Annotated in this window: 22 protein-coding genes; 10 read left to right on the top strand and 12 right to left on the bottom strand. The window is 64.8% G+C overall.

Features of this window, described 5'->3' with window-relative positions; all coding sequences use genetic code 11:
• Window positions 1-54: 54 nt before the first annotated feature.
• Window positions 55-810, bottom strand: a complete 756-nt coding sequence (locus LOY22_RS17265) for a hypothetical protein (RefSeq protein WP_258594171.1) — start codon at window positions 808-810, stop codon at window positions 55-57.
• Here LOY22_RS17265 and LOY22_RS17260 point away from each other — a divergent pair.
• Window positions 803-1,591 (top strand): suppressor of fused domain protein, encoded by a 789-nt coding sequence (locus LOY22_RS17260; RefSeq protein ID WP_093381047.1) that lies wholly within the window; start codon window positions 803-805, stop codon window positions 1,589-1,591. The two genes, LOY22_RS17265 and LOY22_RS17260, sit on opposite strands and share 8 nt — an antisense overlap.
• Window positions 1,592-1,695: 104 nt before the next feature.
• On the opposite strand, the gene LOY22_RS17255 is transcribed toward LOY22_RS17260, so the two are convergent.
• Window positions 1,696-2,337, bottom strand: a complete 642-nt coding sequence (locus tag LOY22_RS17255; RefSeq protein WP_045194649.1) for a LysE family translocator — start codon at window positions 2,335-2,337, stop codon at window positions 1,696-1,698.
• A 43-nt stretch (window positions 2,338-2,380) separates the two neighbouring features.
• A complete protein-coding gene (locus LOY22_RS17250) occupies window positions 2,381-3,253 on the bottom strand; it encodes a LysR family transcriptional regulator (protein WP_093381050.1) in 873 nt (290 codons plus the stop codon).
• A gap of 132 nt (window positions 3,254-3,385) precedes the next feature.
• Here LOY22_RS17250 and LOY22_RS17245 point away from each other — a divergent pair, with 132 nt between their 5' ends.
• The gene (locus LOY22_RS17245) at window positions 3,386-4,687 is read left to right on the top strand and encodes an FAD-binding oxidoreductase (RefSeq protein WP_258594168.1); all 1,302 of its coding nucleotides are present in this window, start codon (window positions 3,386-3,388) and stop codon (window positions 4,685-4,687) included.
• 47 nt (window positions 4,688-4,734) lie between these two features.
• Window positions 4,735-5,823, top strand: a complete 1,089-nt coding sequence (locus LOY22_RS17240) for a polyamine ABC transporter substrate-binding protein (RefSeq protein WP_093381055.1) — start codon at window positions 4,735-4,737, stop codon at window positions 5,821-5,823.
• A gap of 15 nt (window positions 5,824-5,838) precedes the next feature.
• Here the strand turns inward: LOY22_RS17240 and LOY22_RS17235 are convergent, their stop codons facing one another.
• Window positions 5,839-6,897, bottom strand: a complete 1,059-nt coding sequence (locus LOY22_RS17235; RefSeq protein WP_258594166.1) for an NAD(P)-dependent alcohol dehydrogenase — start codon at window positions 6,895-6,897, stop codon at window positions 5,839-5,841.
• A gap of 180 nt (window positions 6,898-7,077) precedes the next feature.
• Here LOY22_RS17235 and LOY22_RS17230 point away from each other — a divergent pair, with 180 nt between their 5' ends.
• The 7 genes from LOY22_RS17230 to LOY22_RS17200 all read left to right on the top strand — a co-directional run bounded on the left by LOY22_RS17230 (window position 7,078) and on the right by LOY22_RS17200 (window position 12,471).
• Window positions 7,078-8,430: a VWA domain-containing protein gene (locus LOY22_RS17230; RefSeq protein WP_258594164.1), complete on the top strand. Its 1,353-nt coding sequence runs from the start codon at window positions 7,078-7,080 to the stop codon at window positions 8,428-8,430.
• An 82-nt stretch (window positions 8,431-8,512) separates the two neighbouring features.
• The gene (locus LOY22_RS17225) at window positions 8,513-8,737 is read left to right on the top strand and encodes an MbtH family protein (protein ID WP_038994517.1); all 225 of its coding nucleotides are present in this window, start codon (window positions 8,513-8,515) and stop codon (window positions 8,735-8,737) included.
• A gap of 9 nt (window positions 8,738-8,746) precedes the next feature.
• The gene (locus tag LOY22_RS17220) at window positions 8,747-9,466 is read left to right on the top strand and encodes a thioesterase II family protein (protein ID WP_045194635.1); all 720 of its coding nucleotides are present in this window, start codon (window positions 8,747-8,749) and stop codon (window positions 9,464-9,466) included.
• Window positions 9,467-9,529: 63 nt separating this feature from the next.
• A complete protein-coding gene (locus LOY22_RS17215; RefSeq protein ID WP_045194633.1) occupies window positions 9,530-10,081 on the top strand; it encodes a hydrolase in 552 nt (183 codons plus the stop codon).
• 14 nt (window positions 10,082-10,095) lie between these two features.
• Complete coding sequence (locus LOY22_RS17210; protein ID WP_258597820.1) at window positions 10,096-10,590, top strand: DUF1543 domain-containing protein; 495 nt, start codon at window positions 10,096-10,098, stop codon at window positions 10,588-10,590.
• Window positions 10,591-10,662: 72 nt separating this feature from the next.
• Window positions 10,663-11,331 (top strand): hypothetical protein, encoded by a 669-nt coding sequence (locus tag LOY22_RS17205; protein ID WP_258594161.1) that lies wholly within the window; start codon window positions 10,663-10,665, stop codon window positions 11,329-11,331.
• A gap of 60 nt (window positions 11,332-11,391) precedes the next feature.
• A complete protein-coding gene (locus tag LOY22_RS17200) occupies window positions 11,392-12,471 on the top strand; it encodes a DUF1615 domain-containing protein (RefSeq protein ID WP_045194627.1) in 1,080 nt (359 codons plus the stop codon).
• Window positions 12,472-12,532: 61 nt separating this feature from the next.
• On the opposite strand, the gene LOY22_RS17195 is transcribed toward LOY22_RS17200, so the two are convergent.
• The 8 genes from LOY22_RS17195 to LOY22_RS17160 are packed head-to-tail and all read right to left on the bottom strand — an operon-like array spanning window position 12,533 to window position 18,642.
• Window positions 12,533-13,453: a metal ABC transporter solute-binding protein, Zn/Mn family gene (locus LOY22_RS17195; protein WP_093381075.1), complete on the bottom strand. Its 921-nt coding sequence runs from the start codon at window positions 13,451-13,453 to the stop codon at window positions 12,533-12,535.
• Window positions 13,450-14,349, bottom strand: a complete 900-nt coding sequence (locus LOY22_RS17190; RefSeq protein ID WP_038994524.1) for a metal ABC transporter permease — start codon at window positions 14,347-14,349, stop codon at window positions 13,450-13,452. Before LOY22_RS17190 ends, LOY22_RS17195 begins: the two co-directional genes overlap by 4 nt.
• Window positions 14,349-15,098: a metal ABC transporter ATP-binding protein gene (locus tag LOY22_RS17185; RefSeq protein ID WP_258594158.1), complete on the bottom strand. Its 750-nt coding sequence runs from the start codon at window positions 15,096-15,098 to the stop codon at window positions 14,349-14,351. The genes LOY22_RS17190 and LOY22_RS17185 overlap by 1 nt, the downstream gene beginning before the upstream one ends.
• On the bottom strand, window positions 15,095-16,012 hold the full coding sequence (locus LOY22_RS17180; protein ID WP_045194619.1) for a metal ABC transporter substrate-binding protein: 918 nt from the start codon (window positions 16,010-16,012) through the stop codon (window positions 15,095-15,097). The genes LOY22_RS17185 and LOY22_RS17180 overlap by 4 nt, the downstream gene beginning before the upstream one ends.
• Before the next feature lie 14 nt (window positions 16,013-16,026).
• On the bottom strand, window positions 16,027-16,596 hold the full coding sequence (locus tag LOY22_RS17175) for a DUF6162 family protein (RefSeq protein WP_258594156.1): 570 nt from the start codon (window positions 16,594-16,596) through the stop codon (window positions 16,027-16,029).
• Window positions 16,593-16,910, bottom strand: a complete 318-nt coding sequence (locus LOY22_RS17170) for a hypothetical protein (protein WP_184959411.1) — start codon at window positions 16,908-16,910, stop codon at window positions 16,593-16,595. Before LOY22_RS17170 ends, LOY22_RS17175 begins: the two co-directional genes overlap by 4 nt.
• Window positions 16,907-17,443: a thiamine pyrophosphate-binding protein gene (locus tag LOY22_RS17165; protein WP_213603814.1), complete on the bottom strand. Its 537-nt coding sequence runs from the start codon at window positions 17,441-17,443 to the stop codon at window positions 16,907-16,909. Before LOY22_RS17165 ends, LOY22_RS17170 begins: the two co-directional genes overlap by 4 nt.
• Window positions 17,440-18,642 carry a PepSY domain-containing protein gene (locus LOY22_RS17160; RefSeq protein WP_045194614.1) on the bottom strand — a complete coding sequence of 401 codons (1,203 nt, stop codon included), beginning with the start codon at window positions 18,640-18,642 and terminating at the stop codon, window positions 17,440-17,442. Before LOY22_RS17160 ends, LOY22_RS17165 begins: the two co-directional genes overlap by 4 nt.
• Between the last annotated feature and the right edge of the window lie 62 nt (window positions 18,643-18,704).

Below are 18,704 nucleotides of genomic sequence, written 5' to 3'. Positions count from 1 at the left end.
CCTCGCCTGTTTTCGCCTTGCCTGATCGCCGCTCGGCGACTTTTCGTACAAACCCTAGCTTCGCAGGTAGTTGTCGTGTAGGTCTTTGAGTGGCCGAGCAACCTTCAGCGCCTGCTCAACCGCCATGAGCTCCCGACCTTCCAGCGTGCGCCGGCCAAACGAATAGAAAGCGCCGCCCGGGTCGACATGCGCCGAGAACAGCCCGAAAACCTCATCGCCTGTCACCTCGAGCAGCAGTTCCATATGCGCTTCAAACGGCGTGCAGGCACTCAGGTAGGTCAGCCCCCCGACCACCGCGCTGGCACTCCAGCAGGCTTCCTCCAGGGCAATGATCGGCCCTTGTTCAGTAGCGATTTGCCCCAGCGACCAGGCGCTCTGCTCGCGTGGCAGCGACCTGAGCATGGGCAGTAGTTGCTCGCTACCAAGGATGTCGAGTTCATGGCTGTCGCCCCTGCTGCAGAGCACCTTTGCCTTAAGCAAGTAGCTCTGGGCAATTTCCGAAGGCTGTTCGCTCCAGCCATTGACGGCGGACAGCGGCGGGCACCATAGCAGTTGCACGGTCTCGCCAGCCTGCACAGCATCGTGCCGGTCGAACTGCGCCCAGGTCTTGTCGCCGGCTTTCGGCACAAGGGCCTGCAGGTCGAGGGTCGGTGCGCTGTAGTCAATGCCGGGCACGTTGCGCCAGCTTGAGGGCCAGCAGGTTTTCAGCGAAGGAGGCATCAGATCGGTTTGCTGGTTGGCCAAGGGTAGTACGGATGCTAGTGAGTGGTTAGCATTGCTGTCCACTTCGCAAGGATCGCCGATGAACATCTTCAAAAAACTGCTCGACGCATTTAAACAGCCAGCGTCCCAGGAAACCCCGCCAATCCTGCAAGCTGAAGCCGACAACCAGGCCGCCAGGCTTGCCAGCGAAGCCTGCCTGGATCGTCACTGGAGCAGTGTCGGCACAGTGGAGCGCGATGTCCTGGCCTACCTCATCAGCCCCAGCTTTGCCGGTGGCCCGCACTGGCCCTCGACCCGCCAGGCCTACCGCGTGGTGCGCCGTGGCGACTCGATCATCCTGGCAACCGAAGGCTTGTCCGACCCCTTCGACGATGACCAGGGGCAGGGCAATGGTTTCGAGATGGAGTTGTTCGTCGAAACCCCGGACATTCCCGAACATGCCCGTGGGCCGTTGGGCGAAGTCGACCCGTTCAAGGGCAGCTGGGCCTTCGAGCTGATCGAGAACATCGCCAAGACCGTGGCCGATGCCGGTGGCATCACCCAGCAGTTGGAGCGCTACGGCGCGCTGTCCCTGGAACTGCCCGGGTTCAGTGAATCGCACCACATAGCCAGTCAGGTGCCCAAACACTTCGTCACCGACGACGACAGCATCGGTGTACTGTTGGGCGGCCCGGCGCCAGACTTCCCGACCCGCCTTCAAGACATGCCGCTATCGCCCGTCACCTTGGTACCGGTGGTGCTGATCACCGCGGCGGAGCTTGAATACATCCGCGCCGGCGGCGGCGCGGCTCGTGCCGATCTGGTCAGCCGCCTACAGGCGGCCGGAGTGGGGCATGTCAGCAGCCTGCAGCGCGCCAGCGTGGTGTGATGCGGCCGTTTCAGTCAACACATCAATTATTGCCCGATTTGCGACCGCTACCCGTTCGATCGCTGGCAAGGCCAGCGCCCACAAGGTTTACGCTGCTCTGCGGATCAAGCGCCCTGACGGCGCATGGTCAGGATCGCCGCGCCAAAGCAGATAAACGTCGAACCCACCACCCGGCTGACCCAGCGTGAGAACGCCGGCCGGGTCAGGACGCCCTTGGCCCGCGAGGCGAGGGCGGCGTACAGGCTTAGCGAGGTCAGCGACAAGGCCATGAAGATCGCCGTGAGGATCAGGAACTGCGGCAGCAGCGCGGCGCTCTGGTCGATGAACTGCGGGAACAGCGCGGTGAAGAACATCGTTGCCTTGGGGTTGGTGGCAGCGGTGAGGAACGCCGATTTGTACAGCTTCAAGCGCGATGGCTTGACCTGTTCCTGGCCTGCGGCAACGTCGCTCGCCAGCATCGGGCTCTTTTTCATCAGCTGTTTGGCACCGAGGTAGAACAGGTAGCCGGCGCCGAGGATCTTCACCGCGTTGAACAGCCATTCGGAGCTGGCCAGCAGGGCACCGAGGCCGAGCATGGCCGCCGCTGACAGGCAGAACAGCCCGCTGGCATTGCCCAGTGAAGACCACACCGCGAAACGCGGCCCATAGGCCAGGCTGTTGTTGATCGCCATCAGCGTGGCGGGGCCAGGGCTGGCGATGGCAATCGCGGCAACCAGGGTGAAGGCAAGCAGTGCGTGAAGATCCATTTTCAGGCTCTAGAAGGTGGAGTAGGCACAGAATGTAACAGGATCAGCCACCGCTCTGCTCGGCAAACCACTGCATCACCAGCGCACACGCCGGATGCCCGGCCCCTGCCGCCTGCAGGCACAACGAATAGACCCCGCCGGTTTTCAGCGGCTGGCCGAACGGCACGACCAGCACGCCACGATCGATCGACTCCTGCGCCAGAGTCAGGTCGGTCATCGCCACCCCCAGGCCACGCGCTGCCGCATCCAGGGCCAGTTCGTCGAGGTTGAAGGGCAGGTGCCGGTAATCCGCCAGCGCCTTGTTACCCCGCACCGCCAGCCATTGGCTCCAGGTCTGCTGGTCGGTGGAGCCATGGAGCAAGGCGAAGCGGCTCAGGCCGGCCTCTGAGCCCAGCCCCAGGCCGGGTTTGCACACCGGCACCAGGGTTTCCTCGAACAGCGTCGTGCAGGCAGGATCGCTGGATGGCGCCGGCAGGTAAACGATGTAGGCATCGCTTTCACTGCCCGGCTCGACAAGCTCTGTGGCCACGGTCTCGATCGCCAGCGAGATGTCCGGGTGCAAGCGATAGAACTCGTTGAGCCGCGGCAGCAGCCAGCGCACCGCCAGCGACACATGCATGCGGATGCGGAACGGGCGCTGTTGCGGCGACAGGCGTTGTTCAAGGCTTTGCAGTTGCTCGAGAATGCTCCGCGCGCTGGCCAGTACCTGCTCGCCCTCGGCAGTGAGCTGCAGGCTGCGGCTGCTGCGCACGAACATGGCCACGCCAAAGTGGCTCTCCAGCAACTGAATCTTGCGGCTCACCGCGCTCTGGGTTAGGCACAGGCGGTGCGCGGCCTGGGTGAAGCTGCCTGCATCGGCAACGGCGACCAGCGCCTGCAGGGCTTGCAGTGAAGGCAGGTGGCGAACTTTATCCATGCGTTTTTCGAATGCCCCGATGAATTTATAACGTTGGTTGAATCGGCACAGACCTTTTAAATTCTGGCCATGGCAACCGCCACCAGCATAAAACGTCCATGCGCTGTGTGCATACAGGTCGAGAGGTAATGCATGAAAAACCAATGTGGCTGGATTGCCCTGGCGGGCAGTTCACCGGCACGCGCTCGGCTGAGCGGCGCACAAAAAGCCGACTGGCTGGTGATCGGCGCCGGCATCACCGGGCTCAGCGCCGCCCATGCCCTGGCCGAGATGCACCCGCAGGCGCGGGTTGTCGTGGTCGATCGCCAGAGCGCTGCGCAAGGCGCGTCGGCGCGCAATTCCGGTTTTGTCGTCGCCCATGAGCACCCGACAGACAGCGAACTACTGGGGCGCCCGGGCTTTGCCGACTACGAAATCGACACCACGATCGGCCAGGCCGCCAGCAACGAAGTGCGCCAGCGCATCGCGCGCCACAACATCGACTGCGAGTTTCGTGACGACGGCTACTTTTTTGCGGTCAACGACCCAGACAAACTCAGCCAGGTCGAAGCCAAGCTGGCAACCCTGCGTGCCGTGGGTGCCGAGGCGCAGTTCCTGCAAGGCGCGGCGCTCAAGCACAGGCTTGGTAGCGGTCATTACCAGGCTGCGATCTGGTGCGGCAACGGCAATGCCTTGCTGCAACCGGCCAAGTACGTGAAAGGCTTGCTCGATGCATTGCCAGCCAGTGTCACGCTGTACGAAGACACCGATATCAGCGGCCTTGAGCGCCTCGGCCAGGGCGGGATTCGCGCCAATACTGCCGATGGCAGTATCGAAGCCAAGCAGGTGCTGGTGTGCCTGAACGCTTTTATCCCGCGTGCCGGCATCGATCACAGCGCCACCTTTGCCATGGAGCTCAGCGCCAGCCTCACCCGGCCGATGACCGACGCCGAGTTCCGCGCCATCGGCAACGTCGAGCCCTGGGGCGTGCTCTCGACCCGGCCGCTGGGCGCCACAGTACGCCTGACCCCGGACCGCCGGGTGATGATCCGCAACACTGCCGAATACCGTGCCCGCGACCTCAACCCGAGTGAACTGGCCCAGCGTCAGCGGCACCACCTGCGCGGCCTGCAGCGGCGCTTTCCGTGGTTTGGCGCCGAAGATATCCAGTTCACCTGGAGCGGCCACCTCAGCGCCTCGCGCTCCGGCCAGGCGTATTTCGCCCGGGTCGAGGAGGGCGTGTTTGCCGTGGCCGGCTGCAATGGTTCGGGTGTCGCCCGCGGCACCCTGTGGGGGCGCTTGCTGGCAGAGCTTGCCAGCGGCCAAAGCTCACCGCTGCTGACCTCGGTCATGGCCCGCGCGCAACCCGGCTGGCTACCGCCCAAGCCGCTGCTCGACATCGGTGCCATGCTGCGTATGCGCGTGGAAGCGCTGCGAGCCAGGACTGAAATCTGACCCCACCTAGCCCAACAAAAACAAAGCTCGCCAAAAGGTGATTGATCATGTCATGCAAAACCCTGCCCCTGGTTGCCTTGCTCGCCACCTGTGCCACTGCCGCCCAGGCCGTGGAAGAAGTGAACATCTCCAACTGGAACGGCTACATCGCCGACGACACCTTGCCCAGCTTCACCAAGGCGACCGGTATCAAGGCCACCTACGACATTCATGACAGCAACGAGGTGCTCGAGTCCAAGCTGATGACCGGCAACACCGGCTATGACGTGGTCAGCCCCTCCAACCACTTCATGTCGCGGCTGATCAAGGCCGGGGCGATCCAGCCGCTGGACCGCAGCCAGTTGCCCAACTGGCAGAATCTCGACCCGCTGCTGATGAAAAAGCTCGAGGTCAACGACCCGGGCAACCAGTATGGATTCCCCTATATGTGGGGCACCGCCGGCATTGGCTACAACGTCGAGAGGATCAAGGCGATCTTCGGCAGTACCGACGTCACCCGTTCGTGGAAGCTGTTGTTTGACGTTGAGAACATTAAGAAGCTCAGCCAGTGCGGCGTGGCGATCATCGACAACCCGACGCAGATCCTGCCGATCACCCTCAACTACCTGGCCCTGCCGCACCACAGCCACACGCCTGCGCACTACAAGCAGGCCGAACAGGCGCTGCTGAAGATCCGCCCCTATGTGCAGTACTTTCATGCCTCCAAGTACATCAGTGACCTGGCCAACGGCAATATCTGCGCGGTGATCGGCTTCAACGGTGACGTGGTCCAGGCCGCGGCCAGCGCCAGGGAAGCCAACAATGGCATCGAGATCGCCTATTCGATCCCGGAGGAGGGCTCGACCCTGTGGATGGACATGCTGGTCATCCCCAAGAGCGCGCCCCATGAGAAAAACGCCTACGCCTACCTCAACTACCTGCTCGACCCGCAGGTGATCGCCAACGTCAGCAACAGCATCCACTACGCCAACCCTAACAGCGCGGCGGATGCGTTCCTGGCGCCGGCGGTCAAGGACGATGCGGCGATCTACCCACCCAAGCGCGTGATGGAAAAACTCTTCACCGTCGAAGACCTGCCGCCGGCCATCGCCCGCCTGGGCACACGGCTGTGGACCAGGCTCAAGTCCAACACCTGAGCCCCCGAGGCGCTGTCAGGTCTTGGCAGGCGCCTGCAATGAGGCCATGTCGATGACGAAGCGGTAGCGCACATCGGAGCGCTCCATGCGCTCGAAGGCCTCGTTGATCTGCTCCATGCGGATCATTTCGCAGTCGGGCAGGATGTTCTTCTTGGCGCAGAAATCGAGCATTTCCTGAGTCTGGGCAATCCCGCCAATCGGCGAGCCGGCCAGGCGCCGGCGGCCGAGGATCAAGGGTACGGTCTGTTGCTCGTCGATCGGCCCGACCTGGCCGACGATCACCAGGGTGGCGTCGATATCGAGCAAGGCCATGTAGGGCGAAACGTCGTGGCGCACCGGGATGGTGTCGATGATCAGGTCGAAGCTTGAACGGGCGCTGGCCATGGCCTTGGCGTCGGCAGACACCAGCAGCTGGTCGGCACCCAGGGCCAGGGCGTCAGCGAGCTTGTCGGCGCTGCGGCTGACCACGGTGACATCGGCGCCCATGCCAGCAGCCAGTTTCACCGCCATATGGCCCAGGCCGCCCAGGCCCAGCACCGCCACCCGGCTGCCGGGGCCGACATTCCAGGTGCGCAGCGGCGAGTAGGTGGTGATCCCGGCGCACAGCAGCGGCGCTGCCTTGGCCAGGTCCAGGCCTTCGGGCACGCGCAGGACGAATTCCTCGCGCACCACAAGGTGCTTGGAGTAACCGCCGTAGGTCGGCGCCCTGGTGATGCGGTCCAGGCCATTGTAGGTCTGGGTGTTGGTCTCGCGGCACAGTTGTTCTTCGCCCTTGCGGCATTGGTCGCACTGCTGGCAGGAGTCGACCATGCACCCCACCGCCACGGCGTCGCCGACCTTGTAGCGTTTTACTGCGCTGCCGATTGCCGTGACCCGGCCGACGATCTCGTGCCCGGGCACGATCGGGTAGCGGCTGATGCCCCAGTCGTTGCGGGCCTGGTGCAGGTCGGAGTGGCACACCCCGCAGTAGAGGATCTCCATGGCCACATCGTTGGCGCGCAGTTCGCGGCGTTCGAACGGGAAGGGGGCGAGGGGCGCGTCGGGCCGTTGCGCTGCATATCCGATGGTGTACATAGGCACCTCTGAAGGTTGCGGACGGAGGGCAAGCTCAGCGCTTCAATATAGCTACCCGGGCGACTTTTGCCGGCCGTAGCCTCAGGCGACCAATGGTGGCGTTATGTCAGTTAAGCGGTTTGACAGGGTATTCACCGTGGCTATGATCCAGAAACAGCCCATGAGCAGGGAGCACAGGGCATGAGCACCGTTTCAGTTGTGCCGATCATCGATATATCGGAAAGCATGAGCCAATATGGGCACGTCGAGCAGGCGCTGATCGACACCCAGGCGTTCCTGCGCTTGCACAAGGCCGGCGACAAGCTCGCGGTGGTCGCCTGTGACCACAAGGCGCGCACAGTGTTCACCGGCAACGGCGGCCTGGCCACGGTCGACCCGTTGCTCAACATCACCGCCAGCGCCGCCACTGCGGTCGCCGGGCTGGCCTTTGACGGGCTGTCCAGCGCCATCGGCCTGGGCCTGCAGCACAGTCGCAGTTTTCTCGACGCCTCGCGGCTGTCCCGCGCCTGCGTGCTGCTCAGCGACGGTCAGCATAATGACGGGCCTCCACCGCTGGAGGTGCTGCCGATCTACCCGGTGATGGCCTGCGCCCTCGGCCCGCAGGCAGACCAACACCTGTTGCAGCAGATTGCCCAACGCACCGGTGGTCGCTACTTCTATGCGCCGCGGGCGGTGGACTTGATGAAGGTCTACAACCAGATCCGCGCCTCCAGTGCCAGGGCGGCGCTACTGAACAACCAGTTGTGCGATATCGCCCAGCATGGCTACCAGTTGATTCCGGTGGTGATCGGCCAGCGCCCGGGTGCTGCGCAGTTGTCGCTGGTGTGGTCGCGCCGCGAAGTCAGCTACACCAGCGCCAGCCCGCGCGGCAATCAGCTCTCAGTAAGCCTGGTCGACCCCAGCGGCGCCGTCAGCCCGCGGGCGCCGAGCATCATCGGTGCCGGTTTTGTCATCTTCAATATTCCCCAGCCGGCACCGGGGCAGTGGTACCTGCAGGTCGAGTTCGCCGGCAGCGGGCAATCGATCAGTTGCACCGCCGGGGCGTTGCAGCACGGGGCAACGGTGCGCAGCGGCCTGGCCGACATCCGTCTGAGCGTGGAGATGGCCGCGCGGCACACGGCCGGCCAGCCGCTGCCGCTGACGGTGCACCTGGAGGCCGGTGGCGAAGTGCTCAGCAATGTCCGCGCCCATGCCATCGTGCAGGGGCCGACCATCAGCCTGGCCGACGCCCTGATCAAATACGACGACCAGCTCTACACCGTGCAGGCGCTGCCGTTCGACCGCGCCCAGGGCATCGCCGAACCGCTGGCGCGCCTGGCTGCGCTGCGTCATACCTTGCTGCCGGAACTGGACATCCTCGCCCATCAGGAACGGGTGGTGCACCTGGGCAGCGGCGCCGGTCAACTCGGTACCTGGCTCGACACCCCGGTGCCGGGCTCCTACAGCGTGCAGGTAGTGGTCAGCGGCGAAAGCCAGGCTTCGGGACCGTTCCAGCGTTGTGAGCTGGTCAGTGTGCTGGTGACCGCGGATTAATTTATTGCACCTGTCGTTCGTTCTCTTGAAAGCCACCGTACGCCATTGGCGTGACGGGCCCAATCAATCGAGGAGACAGGCAATGACATCGGTATTCGACCGCGAAGACATCGTGTTCCAGGTGGTGGTCAACCACGAAGAGCAGTATTCGATCTGGCCCGATTACAAGGCGATCCCGGCGGGCTGGCGGACCGTGGGCAAAAGCGGCCTGAAGAAGGAATGCCTGGCCTACATCGACGAAGTCTGGACCGATATGCGTCCTTTGAGCCTGCGCCAGAAGATGGCCGAAACCGCTGCGGCGCAGTAAGGGGCGGCCGTGTCTGCATTGACCCTGCTGTGCCTGCCGTATTCCGGCGCCAGTGCCATGGTCTACAGCCGCTGGCGGCGCAAGCTGCCGGCCTGGTTGCAGGTGCGCCCGGTGGAGCTGCCCGGGCGCGGCGCGCGCCTGGGCGAGCCGCTGTTGACCGACATGCAGGTGCTGGCCCGCCAGCTGGCCAGCGAGCAACGGCTGGCGGCCAGCCAGCCGTATGCCTTGCTCGGCCACAGCCTGGGCGCCTTGCTGGCCTTCGAGCTGGCCCACGAGCTGCAGGCGCTGGGCTGTCCGCCGCCGGTGGCGCTGTTCGCCTGCGGCACGGCCGCGCCCACCCGGCGTGAAGACTACGACGGCGGCAAGTGGCGCGAGCCCAAGAGCGATGAAGTATTGATCGACGAGTTGCGCACCTTGCAAGGCACGCCGGAAGAGGTGCTGGCCAATCAGGAGCTGATGAGCCTGACCCTGCCGGTGCTGCGTGCCGATTTCCTCTTGTGCGGGCGCTACGTGTATCGCCAGCGCCCGCCGCTGCGTTGCCCCGTGCATGTGCTCGGCGGGGAAGACGACAAGGCCAGCGAAGAGCAACTGCTGGCCTGGCGCCAGGAGAGTGTCGGCGACTTCTCGCTGGAGATTTTCCCCGGTGGCCACTTCTTCATTCACGAGCATGAAGCGCGCGTGCTCGGCGTGCTCAGCGCTGCCCTGGAGCCCCATCGGCTGTCGGCTTGAGCATTGACGCAGCGCGGTCTGATGGGCGAGCCTTGGGCTTTACCCGCAACCCAGGGGCAGAGGATGTTGATCAAGCCGAATCAGGCCAGCTTGCTGGTCATCGATGTTCAGGAAAAACTCATTGGCGCGGTCAGCGACCCGGCCGGCACCCTCGCACGCACCCGCTGGCTGTTGGCGGCGACCGCTACCCTGGGCCTGCCGACGGTGTTTTCCGAACAGTATCCCAAGGGCCTGGGGCCGACCGTGGCGCAGCTCAAGGAGGCTTCGCCCGGCGCTGCGGTGGTCGAGAAACTGCACTTTTCCTGCGTGGCTGCCGAGTGCCTGCCGGCAGCGCTGCTGGCCCGCGAGCAGGTGATCGTCTGCGGCATGGAAACCCATATCTGCGTCTTGCAAAGCGTGCTCGGCCTGCTTGAGCTGGGTAAGCAGGTGTTCGTGGTCGAGGATGCCTGCGACTGTCGCGGTGCCCACAACCGTGACGCCGGCATTGCCCGCATGCGCGCCGCCGGGGCGCAGATCGTCACCCGCGAGATGGTGGTGTTCGAATTGATGGGCAGTTCGGCCCATGAACAGTTTCGCCACATCAGCAAGACCTACATGGTGGGCGAACAGCCGTGAGCGCTACACCTTCGATGCTGTATGTGGTGATGCTCGGCGGCAAGCACCCGCGGGCCAGGATCGAGGTGCACGATGTGGCCTTTGTCGTCGGGCCGTCGCTGGCGGCCTGTTACCCGCAGTTGCGCGAGCAGTGGTTCGGCAGCGCCAAGGGCCTGCATATCGACTCCTGGCTTGAGGTCGACGGGGTAGAGAGCTTCAAGCTGGGCTGGTCGGACCTGCAACCGGCGCCGGGCGAGCCGCGCCTGTACTTCATCAACCTTGGCGGTTACGAGCCGGGCTGCTTTGGCGAGGCGCATCACTACCTGCTGGTGGTCGCCAGCAACAAAGAGCAAGCCAAGGCCAAGGGCAAGCAGCAGATGGCCCGGCACTGGAGCAAACCGCACACCGACGCGTTGCTGGATGTCGACGACTGCGTGGCGGTCGACCAGGTCGGCGGGCGCTATGTGACGCTGCAGCCGGGGCCGCACGCAGCCTTGGCCCAGTACAGCGACTACCTCATCCTGTCCTGAGCCGCAGGTGGTGGTGTTGCGCGCTGCTGTGCATTACAGTGCGCGCCACTTCATTACTTACAGGATGTTCAGATGAAACCGCGTGCATTGCTGACTATCGGCTCGACCCTGGCCCTGGCCTGCCTACCGTTGTTTGCCCAGGCCCAGGCCACCGTTGCCCAGGTCTTCAATGGTGAAATGCTCGGCACCAACCTCAAGTACTTCGAGTCGGTCGCGGGCATTGCCCGCACCAGCTTCGGTGACAAGCACACCTATAAGGTACAGGGCTGCGAAATTACTGCCGACGCCGCCGGCGGCAGCATCAACGACCTGCGCCTGCAGCTGTCGCCGACCTGCAAGGCCGACCTCAGCTCGTTCATCGGCACCTTCGCGCCAGCGGCCAACCAGCCGCTGACCATCGCCGCCCTGCATGAATCCACCGGTGGCCCGCTGGAGTTCTACGCCGACTGCCTGGAGATGTGTGGCAACGCCGCCGACCCGTCGGTGTATGCCTTGTGGGAAGGGCCGCATGCGGTGGGCTTCACCCAGGTCCTGGCCGAGGTCATGCTCACCGACGACGCAGCCATCGCCGCCTCGAGCAAGTGGGCAGACGAGATGAAGAAGCACAAGGGCGAAGACTTCGTCATGGAAAACCAATACAACTGCGAGCGCAGCTTCGATCCGGCTGCCCTGCAGAGCTTCAAGCCGGTGGCGATCACGGCGGTGACCATCGGCACGCAACTGAGCAAACCAGGCTGCTGATTGCAGTCGTGTCCGCGCGCCGCTACTGTGCAGCTATTGCCCGATGCGGCGGGAGGGCTTATGCAGGTAACTGGTTGGCTGGTTGTGATCAGCGCGCTGCTGGCGCTTCAGGGTTGCGTCACCCAGGGTGAAGCCCCTGAGCAGGACCCGGCCAAGGTGCGCGCGCAGATCGTGCGCCTGCTGCCGGCCAGCGCCAACGACCGTGAAGGTTGGGCGCGGGATATCCAGGGCGCCTTCGCCGCGCAGCAGCTCAGCGCCAGCAAGAGCAACCTGTGCGCGGTACTGGCGGTCACCGAGCAGGAATCAACCTTCCAGGCCGACCCGAAAGTACCGGGCCTGGGTCGCATCGCCCGGCAAGAGATCGACCGCCGCGCCGCCAGCCTGCACATTCCCAAACTGCTGATCGACGCCACCCTGCAGACCCGCTCGGCAAGTGGCAAAACCTACGGCCAGCGCCTTGATGCGGTGCGCAGCGAAAAACAGCTCAGTGACCTGTTTGACGAACTGATCGGCGCCTTGCCCATGGGCAAGACCCTGCTCGGTGGTTTGAACCCGGTGCGTACCGGCGGGCCGATGCAGGTCAGCATCGACTTTGCCGAGCAGCATGCCAAGGGTTATCCCTACACCTATGCCGGAACCATTCGCCAGGAGGTCTTCAGCCGCCGTGGCGGCATGTATTTCGGCATCGCCCACCTGCTCGGTTACCCCACCCACTATGACCGTCAGCTGTACCGCTTCGGCGACTTCAATGCCGGTTGGTACGCCAGCCGCAATGCGGCGTTCCAGAGTGCTCTGAGCCGCGCTACCGGGGTGAAGCTGGCGCTCGACGGCGACCTGATCGCGCCGGGGGCGATCATGCCCGGCAGCACCGAGCAGGCGGCCAGGCGCCTGGGGCAGAAGCTGGACTTGCGCAATGTCAGCATCCGCAACCAGCTGGAGAAGGGCGATAGCCTGGAATTCGAAGACACCCGCCTGTACAAGGGCGTGTATGCCCTGGCCGACGGTGCGGCGGGCAAGGCGGTGGCGCGGGCGCAGCTACCGGGGATCGAACTGAAAAGCCCGAAGATCACCCGCAAACTGACCACGGCGTGGTTTGCCAAGCGCGTTGATGAGCGTTATCAGCGCTGTATGAAACGTTGAGCATCGCGGGTCAAGTCGGGTCGCCGCACCGCCGCTCCCACAGGGACCTGCGATGAGGCCCTCAGCTATTGCCGGCGACCAACGCCCCCACCACCTGCTCGACACTGGCCTTCAACCCCGCCAGTGAATCCTGGGCATCGGTCTCCACCACCAGCAGCTTGGCCCCGGAGGCTGCTATCACCTCGGCGACTTCCTTGCTCGGCTGCTTGTGATGAAGCACCAGCGCCACCTCCTGGTTCTTGAGCTCATCGCCCAGGCGCTTGAGCGCCGCCGCATCCCACTGGTCATCGGCCACCTGCGGGTGGTCGATCAGGTCCAGGTTCAATCCGCTGACCAGGTAATCCAGGCGATCCGACAGGTTCACCACGCTGAGGTTGTCCGCTTCGGCCAGGCGCGCTTCGCTGCCGGCACTGAGCTCGAGCAACTGGCGTTTGAGCGCCGCCAGGTTGCTCTGGATTTTCGGTTGGTCGGCCGGGCTCAAGCGCCCCAGGTCGTTGGCCAGCACATCGGCCATGCGCCCGAGGTTGCTCGGGTTCAGCCACGGGTAGCCGGCAAAGGCATTGTTGCCCTGCACGGCGATGCCCGGCAGGGCGCCATCGACCGGGCGCGCGGCGTCGATCTCGACGATGCGGATATTGCTGCGCCGCGCCACCGGGTACAACGGGTCGTCGCTCCAGATCGAGCGCAGGCCGATCACCGCATCGGCGCCGCCAGCAGCCTTTTGCAGGCTGGCACCACCGCGGCCGCTGAAGTACGAGGGCTGGCGCGAGGCCGGAATATTCGCCGGCGCTGCCCGTTGCAGTTTTACCGAGGTGCCGTCGAGCAGGGCGCTGGCCAGGGTGTTGGTCACCGGCAGCGAGGCCAGGACGGTCACCCCGGCCGCTTGTTGTTTGGCCGCCGCCGGGGCGCTCTGGGCCAGGCTCAGGGTCGGCAGGCCGGCCAGGGCCAGGGCCAGGCACAGGTGCTGGAGTTTGAAGGTCATGCCGGGTTTCCTTGCAGGCGTGGAACAAGGCCGCGGGCGAGGGCGGCGAGGGCGAAGCAGCAGCCGGCGACGAGGATGATCGCCGCACCCGAAGGCACCGGCAGGTCGAAGACGATCGGCAGCAGGATGCCTACCAAAGTGCTCAGGGTGGCGATCAGCACCGAAGCCCAGAAAAAGCCCTTGAGCGACTGGCTGATCAAGCGCGCCGCCGCTGCCGGAATCACCAGCAAGGCGCCGACCAGAATTGCACCGATGACTTTCACCGCCGCCACCGTGACCAGGGTCACCAGCACCACGAACAGGTAGTCCAGGCTCTTCACCGCAACGCCGCGCACCGCCGCCAGTTGCGGGTTGAAGCTGGCCAGCATGATGCGGTTGTACAGCGGCAAGGCCAGGGCCAGCACCAGGCTGGCGACGATGCCGAGCACCAGCAGGTCCTGGCCGCTGACGGTCAGCACCGAGCCGAACAGCACGTTCTCGAGGATGTGCACGTTGATCTTGCCGGCCAGCATCAGCAGCAGGCTGGCGCCCAGGGCCAAGGATACCGAGAGGAACACGCCGATCAGGGTGTCGGGCGAGAGCCCGGTGCGGTTGCGCAGAAAGTTCAGCAGGATGCCGAACAGCAGGCAGTAGCCGAACAGGCTGCCATAGGGACCGGTGTAGGGTTCGCCAAGCAGGATGCCGATGGCAACGCCGGTCAGCGCCGCGTGGCCGACCGCTTCGGAGAAGAAGGCAAAGCGCTTGACCACCACCAGGGTGCCAAGGCCGCCGAGCACCGGGCCGATCATCAGGCCGGCGAGCAGGGCATTGACCACAAAGCCGTAGGCCAGGGCCTCGGGCAGGTAACCGGCAGTGGCCCAGCCCTGGATCAGCAGGCGAAATTCTTCGTAGTTCATCAGGCAGTGCTCTCGCTGCGCGGGTGGATGGAGAACAGGCTGAGCAGGCGGTCCGGGGTCAGTGCCTGTTTCGGTGGCGCATCGAACAGCACCCGGCGACTCAGGCCGGTAACGCGGTCGGCCAGGCGTGCCACGGCTTCCAGGTCGTGTTCGATCCACAGCACCGTGGTGCCGGCAGCGCGCCACTCGTGCAGCAGGCGCTCGAACACCTGGATACCGGCCTCGTCCAGCGCCGACATCGGCTCATCGAGCACCAGCAATTGCGGCGCCGGGATCAACCCCTGGGCCAGCAGCACGCGCTGGCGCTCGCCCCCGGAGAGGGCGCCCATGCGCCGCTTGCGCTTGTCGAGCATGCCCACCCGCTGCAGCGCCGCGTCGATGGCCGGCGCCACCTTGGCTGACAGGCCGAGAAAGGCCGGGCGGCGCTGGCACATGGCGGCCATGAAGTCGTCCACGGTCATTGGCAGGCCACGGTCGAATTCCAGGGCCTGGGGTACGTAGCCGATGATCTGCTGGTCGCCCGGCCAGGTCAGGGTCAACTGGCCCTGGTGCGGCATCTGCCCGAGCAGGGTCTTGATCAGCGAGCTCTTGCCGCCGCCATTGGGCCCGACCAGCGCATGCACGCTGCCGGCGGCAACGCTGAAGCTGACTTTGTCGAGGATGCGCGTGCGGCCCAGGGTCAGGTCGACCTCGGCGAAGGCAATGTCCGGCCCGCAGGCGCGGTTGAGCAGCGGCTGGGCCACGGTCATGCCTGGGACTCCTTGATCGCCCGCACCACGGTGTCGAGGTTGCGCTTCATCTCGACTTCGTACTTCTCCTTGCTGTATTCGCCGTAGGAGATGTGCGTCAGCGGGTAGATCTTCACCCCTGACTCACGCTGGATGGTTTCGACATAGGCCGAAGGGAAGTCCATCTCCGAGAAGATCACCTTCACATCCAGGGCCTTGAGCTGGTCGATGGTCTTTTTCAGCTGGCTCGGGCTGGGTTCGATGCCATGGGCCGGTTCCACCACGGCGGTGACCTCCAGGCCGAACTCGCGCACCAGGTAATCGTAGGCGGCGTGGATGGTCGCCACGCGAAATTCGGCGCCCGGCGCTTCGGTGACCTGGGCCAGGGCTTCGGCGCGCAGTTTGCGCAGGCGCTTGGCGTAGGCGCGGGCGTTCTGGCTGTAGTACTTGGCGTTGTCCGGGTCGAGCTTGCCCAGTTCGCGGGCGATGTTGTTGACCTGGGCGATGCTGGCGCTGATCGACAGGAAGGTATGCGGGTTGACCACCTTGCCGGCGCCGCGCGCGGCCACGCCGGTGGCGGCCAGCAGCGGTACGTTGCTGTTCGATTCGATGGTGGCGATGGCGGGTTTTTCGCTGGCGGCGATCATCCGGTCGGCAAAGTCGTCATGGCCGACGCCGTTGAGCACGATCACGTCCAGGGTACCGATGCGCTTGATGTCCTCGGCCCGTGGCTCGTAGGCATGGGGGTTGAAGCCGGCCGGAATCAGCGGCACCACCTCGGCCTTGTCACCGACGATATTGCTCACGTAGCTGTAGTACGGGTGCAGGGTGATGCCGATACGCAGCGGCTTGCCGTTATCGGCCACCGCCAGGGCGGGCAGGGCGCAGGCGAGGAACACACTTAGAAGGCGACGGGCGAGGGTGGCGCGAAACATGGGGCGTCCTTGTGTCAGTGACGATGCTGGCGGGTGACGCCGGCGTCGTAGTGGGCGGCGATCTGTTGCCAGCCGGCGGCGATCAGCGCGGCCTGGCTGAAGTCGGCAGGGGCGCTGGCGGAAGGGCTGCGCTGCAGCCAGACGTCGGCTGTGCCGTCCACGGCTTCGGGCACCAGCAAGAGGAAACTGCCGGCCACCGTGCTGGCCTGGCTCAGGCCCAGGTAGGCGCGTTCCTGCAGCAGTTGCCAGTGGTGCTGGCCGCGGCTGGCGGCGCTGGCATCGGCGACGAAGGGCGGGAAGCCTTCTTCGGCCAGGTCTTCGACGGCCAGCAACTGTGGGGCTTCTTCGCGGCGTGCCTGGATCTCGTCGAAGGCCACCCGCAGGTCGGCATACACGCCTTGCTCGGCGGCCGTCAGGTCGCGGCGGGCATCCAGTTGGTGGGCCTCGATGCTGACCTCGTCATGCCGTTCGCCGCGCAGGGCGACGATGCCGGCGGCCACCGCCAGGATCAACAAACTGACCAGCAGCACGTACAGGGTTTCATGCCCGGCACCGGCCGGGCGCACCACCTGCACGCGGCTCATTGCTCGATATCTGCGTAGTCGATTTCCACCACGTGGCCGGGGCCTGCGTCGAACAGCACATAGAACTCGCCTTCAGGGCGCTTGAAGGTCAGCTTGGAGTTTTCCCCCAGCTTGCCCGGCACCAGGATCTCTTCGTTGTAGCCGATCACGTCGAGGGTTACCCCGGGCGCGCCGCTACCGTCGGAAAAGCCGCCGGTGCATTCGATTTGCCCGCCATCGATCGGCTTGCATTCGCACATCGGGTTGTGGGCCATGGCCTGGCCGCTTGCGCCAAGCAGCAGCAACGGCAGCAGCAGTTTGCGCAACGTCATCATTTGCCTCCTTGTTTGTTCAGCCAGGCGACGGTGGCCGGCGAGGCCTTGCTCAGCGGCACGGCAGCCTGCTGCATGCTGCCGTCCCAGCCTTCGAGGGTGATCCAGATTTCGGCATCGGCGCGGGTCTTGGCCGGCACTGGCAGGCTGGTGCTCATGCGGTACGGGGTGCCGAAGAAAATCGTCCCGGCGGCGCGCAGGCTGCGCGGCTTGCCGATGCGCAGGTAAGCCGCCTTGACCTCGGGAATGCAGGCCTGGCACAGAGCAATGTTAAAGGCCTTGAAGTGACCGGCAGGGCCATCGGCGCGCGGTGCTTCATCGCGCAGTTCGGCCAGCTGCACGCTCCACGGCCCGACCTTGATCTCGCCCAGCTCGCGCTCGCCCAGACCGCTGTCACCGCGAAACAGCGCGGCATCGGCAAAGTACTTGGGCATGAAGCCGAGCGGGATCAGCAACAGCAGGATGTTCAGGTGAAAGCGCCACTTGTGCCAGAAGCGGCTCAACGGGCTTTGCGGCGCAACTGCTGCCTTGCTCATAGGCTGGCCTCCGTGGCGGTGTCGGTAGCGCTGGCGGTTTGCTTGCGCGGCCGTTGCTCGCGCTTGAGGGCGGCAGCGGTGGCCTGGGCGGTGCGCTTGGTCCAGATCAGCAGGCCGCTCAAGACCATCATCGACAGCACCAGGCCGAAGAACGCCCAGATCAGCTTGATCGCCAGGCCGCCGAAGTCACCGGTGTGCAGCGGGCGCATGGATTCGGTGACGAACTCCAGGGTCGAGCGGTCGTTGATCAGGAACTGCGCCTCGATCTTGCTGTTGTACGGGTTGACGTTGACGGTCTGGAACATCAGCGGGTACCAGCCGCGCCCGCCCAGGTAGACGTGGGCGTAGGCGTTGCCGGGCAGCGACACGAAGCTCACATCAAGGCCGGGGATCTGCTCTTTGGCGATGCGCGTGGCGTCATCCAGGCTGATGCGCGGTGCCGGTGCGCCGGATTCGGTGCGCGGCACGTCTTCGCGGGCAATCACCGGCACCACCGGTTCGGTGGAAATGGTGATGTGGTTGTCACCGAGGATCGCCTGGATCAGGAACCAGGTGCCGGTGATGGAAATCACCGCAATGAACCAGATCGACCAGATGCCGCTGAGGCGGTGGAAGTCGCCCCAGAAGATCCGCGCGCCATGGTTAAAACGCAACGTCGGCTTAAAGAATCCCTTCCAGAAGCGTTTATAGACCACCAGCCCGGTAACCAGCGAGGCCAGCATCGGCAGGCCGAGCAGCGACACCAGATACCAGCCCCAGCTGTAGCCATTGGTGAACGGCACCAGCCACCAGCCGTGCAGGGCACGGGTGAAACCCTCGAAGTTGAACGCCGGGCTCTTGCCCTGGATCGCCCCGGTATAGGGGTTGACGTACAGGGTCGGGGCGCTGCCGTCGGGGAAGGTGACCGCCGCGGTCAGGGCAAAGTGCGAACCGTCCGGCTGGCTGATAAAGCGCACGGCCATGTCCGGCTCGGCCTTGTGCAGGGCATCGAGCACCTGCTGGAAGCTCAGCCGCTCGGCGTCGCCGTCAGGCTTGCTGGCGCGCACATCAGGGTTGGCCAGCCAGACGATCTCCTGGCTGACCACCGCCAGGGTGCCGGTGACGCAGACGATCAGGACGAAAAACCAGATCGGCAGGGCGAGCCAGCTATGGACCAGGAACCACAGCCTGGATTTGGACTTTTTCGCTTTCTGGGACATTGCAGGTGTCTTTTCAGAGAAATTGAGGTCGAGCCAATGCTCAGCCTTGGGACTGCAATAGA

Source organism: Pseudomonas sp. B21-035 (assembly GCF_024748945.1).
Lineage (GTDB): Bacteria > Pseudomonadota > Gammaproteobacteria > Pseudomonadales > Pseudomonadaceae > Aquipseudomonas.
Note: the sequence above shows the minus strand (reverse complement) of the source record. Positions and strands in the feature narration are given on the sequence as shown.

Bases quoted from the DNA above. Each gene is read 5' to 3' on its own strand.
- LOY22_RS17260 (WP_093381047.1), top strand. From the start codon at position 803: ATGAACATCTTCAAAAAACTGCTCGACGCATTTAAACAGCCAGCGTCC.
- LOY22_RS17265 (WP_258594171.1), bottom strand. From the start codon at position 810: ATGTTCATCGGCGATCCTTGCGAAGTGGACAGCAATGCTAACCACTCA.
- LOY22_RS17255 (WP_045194649.1), bottom strand. From the start codon at position 2,337: ATGGATCTTCACGCACTGCTTGCCTTCACCCTGGTTGCCGCGATTGCC.
- LOY22_RS17250 (WP_093381050.1), bottom strand. From the start codon at position 3,253: ATGGATAAAGTTCGCCACCTGCCTTCACTGCAAGCCCTGCAGGCGCTG.
- LOY22_RS17245 (WP_258594168.1), top strand. From the start codon at position 3,386: ATGAAAAACCAATGTGGCTGGATTGCCCTGGCGGGCAGTTCACCGGCA.
- LOY22_RS17240 (WP_093381055.1), top strand. From the start codon at position 4,735: ATGTCATGCAAAACCCTGCCCCTGGTTGCCTTGCTCGCCACCTGTGCC.
- LOY22_RS17235 (WP_258594166.1), bottom strand. From the start codon at position 6,897: ATGTACACCATCGGATATGCAGCGCAACGGCCCGACGCGCCCCTCGCC.
- LOY22_RS17230 (WP_258594164.1), top strand. From the start codon at position 7,078: ATGAGCACCGTTTCAGTTGTGCCGATCATCGATATATCGGAAAGCATG.
- LOY22_RS17225 (WP_038994517.1), top strand. From the start codon at position 8,513: ATGACATCGGTATTCGACCGCGAAGACATCGTGTTCCAGGTGGTGGTC.
- LOY22_RS17215 (WP_045194633.1), top strand. From the start codon at position 9,530: ATGTTGATCAAGCCGAATCAGGCCAGCTTGCTGGTCATCGATGTTCAG.
- LOY22_RS17210 (WP_258597820.1), top strand. From the start codon at position 10,096: ATGCTGTATGTGGTGATGCTCGGCGGCAAGCACCCGCGGGCCAGGATC.
- LOY22_RS17205 (WP_258594161.1), top strand. From the start codon at position 10,663: ATGAAACCGCGTGCATTGCTGACTATCGGCTCGACCCTGGCCCTGGCC.
- LOY22_RS17200 (WP_045194627.1), top strand. From the start codon at position 11,392: ATGCAGGTAACTGGTTGGCTGGTTGTGATCAGCGCGCTGCTGGCGCTT.
- LOY22_RS17195 (WP_093381075.1), bottom strand. From the start codon at position 13,453: ATGACCTTCAAACTCCAGCACCTGTGCCTGGCCCTGGCCCTGGCCGGC.
- LOY22_RS17190 (WP_038994524.1), bottom strand. From the start codon at position 14,349: ATGAACTACGAAGAATTTCGCCTGCTGATCCAGGGCTGGGCCACTGCC.
- LOY22_RS17185 (WP_258594158.1), bottom strand. From the start codon at position 15,098: ATGACCGTGGCCCAGCCGCTGCTCAACCGCGCCTGCGGGCCGGACATT.
- LOY22_RS17180 (WP_045194619.1), bottom strand. From the start codon at position 16,012: ATGTTTCGCGCCACCCTCGCCCGTCGCCTTCTAAGTGTGTTCCTCGCC.
- LOY22_RS17175 (WP_258594156.1), bottom strand. From the start codon at position 16,596: ATGAGCCGCGTGCAGGTGGTGCGCCCGGCCGGTGCCGGGCATGAAACC.
- LOY22_RS17170 (WP_184959411.1), bottom strand. From the start codon at position 16,910: ATGATGACGTTGCGCAAACTGCTGCTGCCGTTGCTGCTGCTTGGCGCA.
- LOY22_RS17165 (WP_213603814.1), bottom strand. From the start codon at position 17,443: ATGAGCAAGGCAGCAGTTGCGCCGCAAAGCCCGTTGAGCCGCTTCTGG.
- LOY22_RS17160 (WP_045194614.1), bottom strand. From the start codon at position 18,642: ATGTCCCAGAAAGCGAAAAAGTCCAAATCCAGGCTGTGGTTCCTGGTC.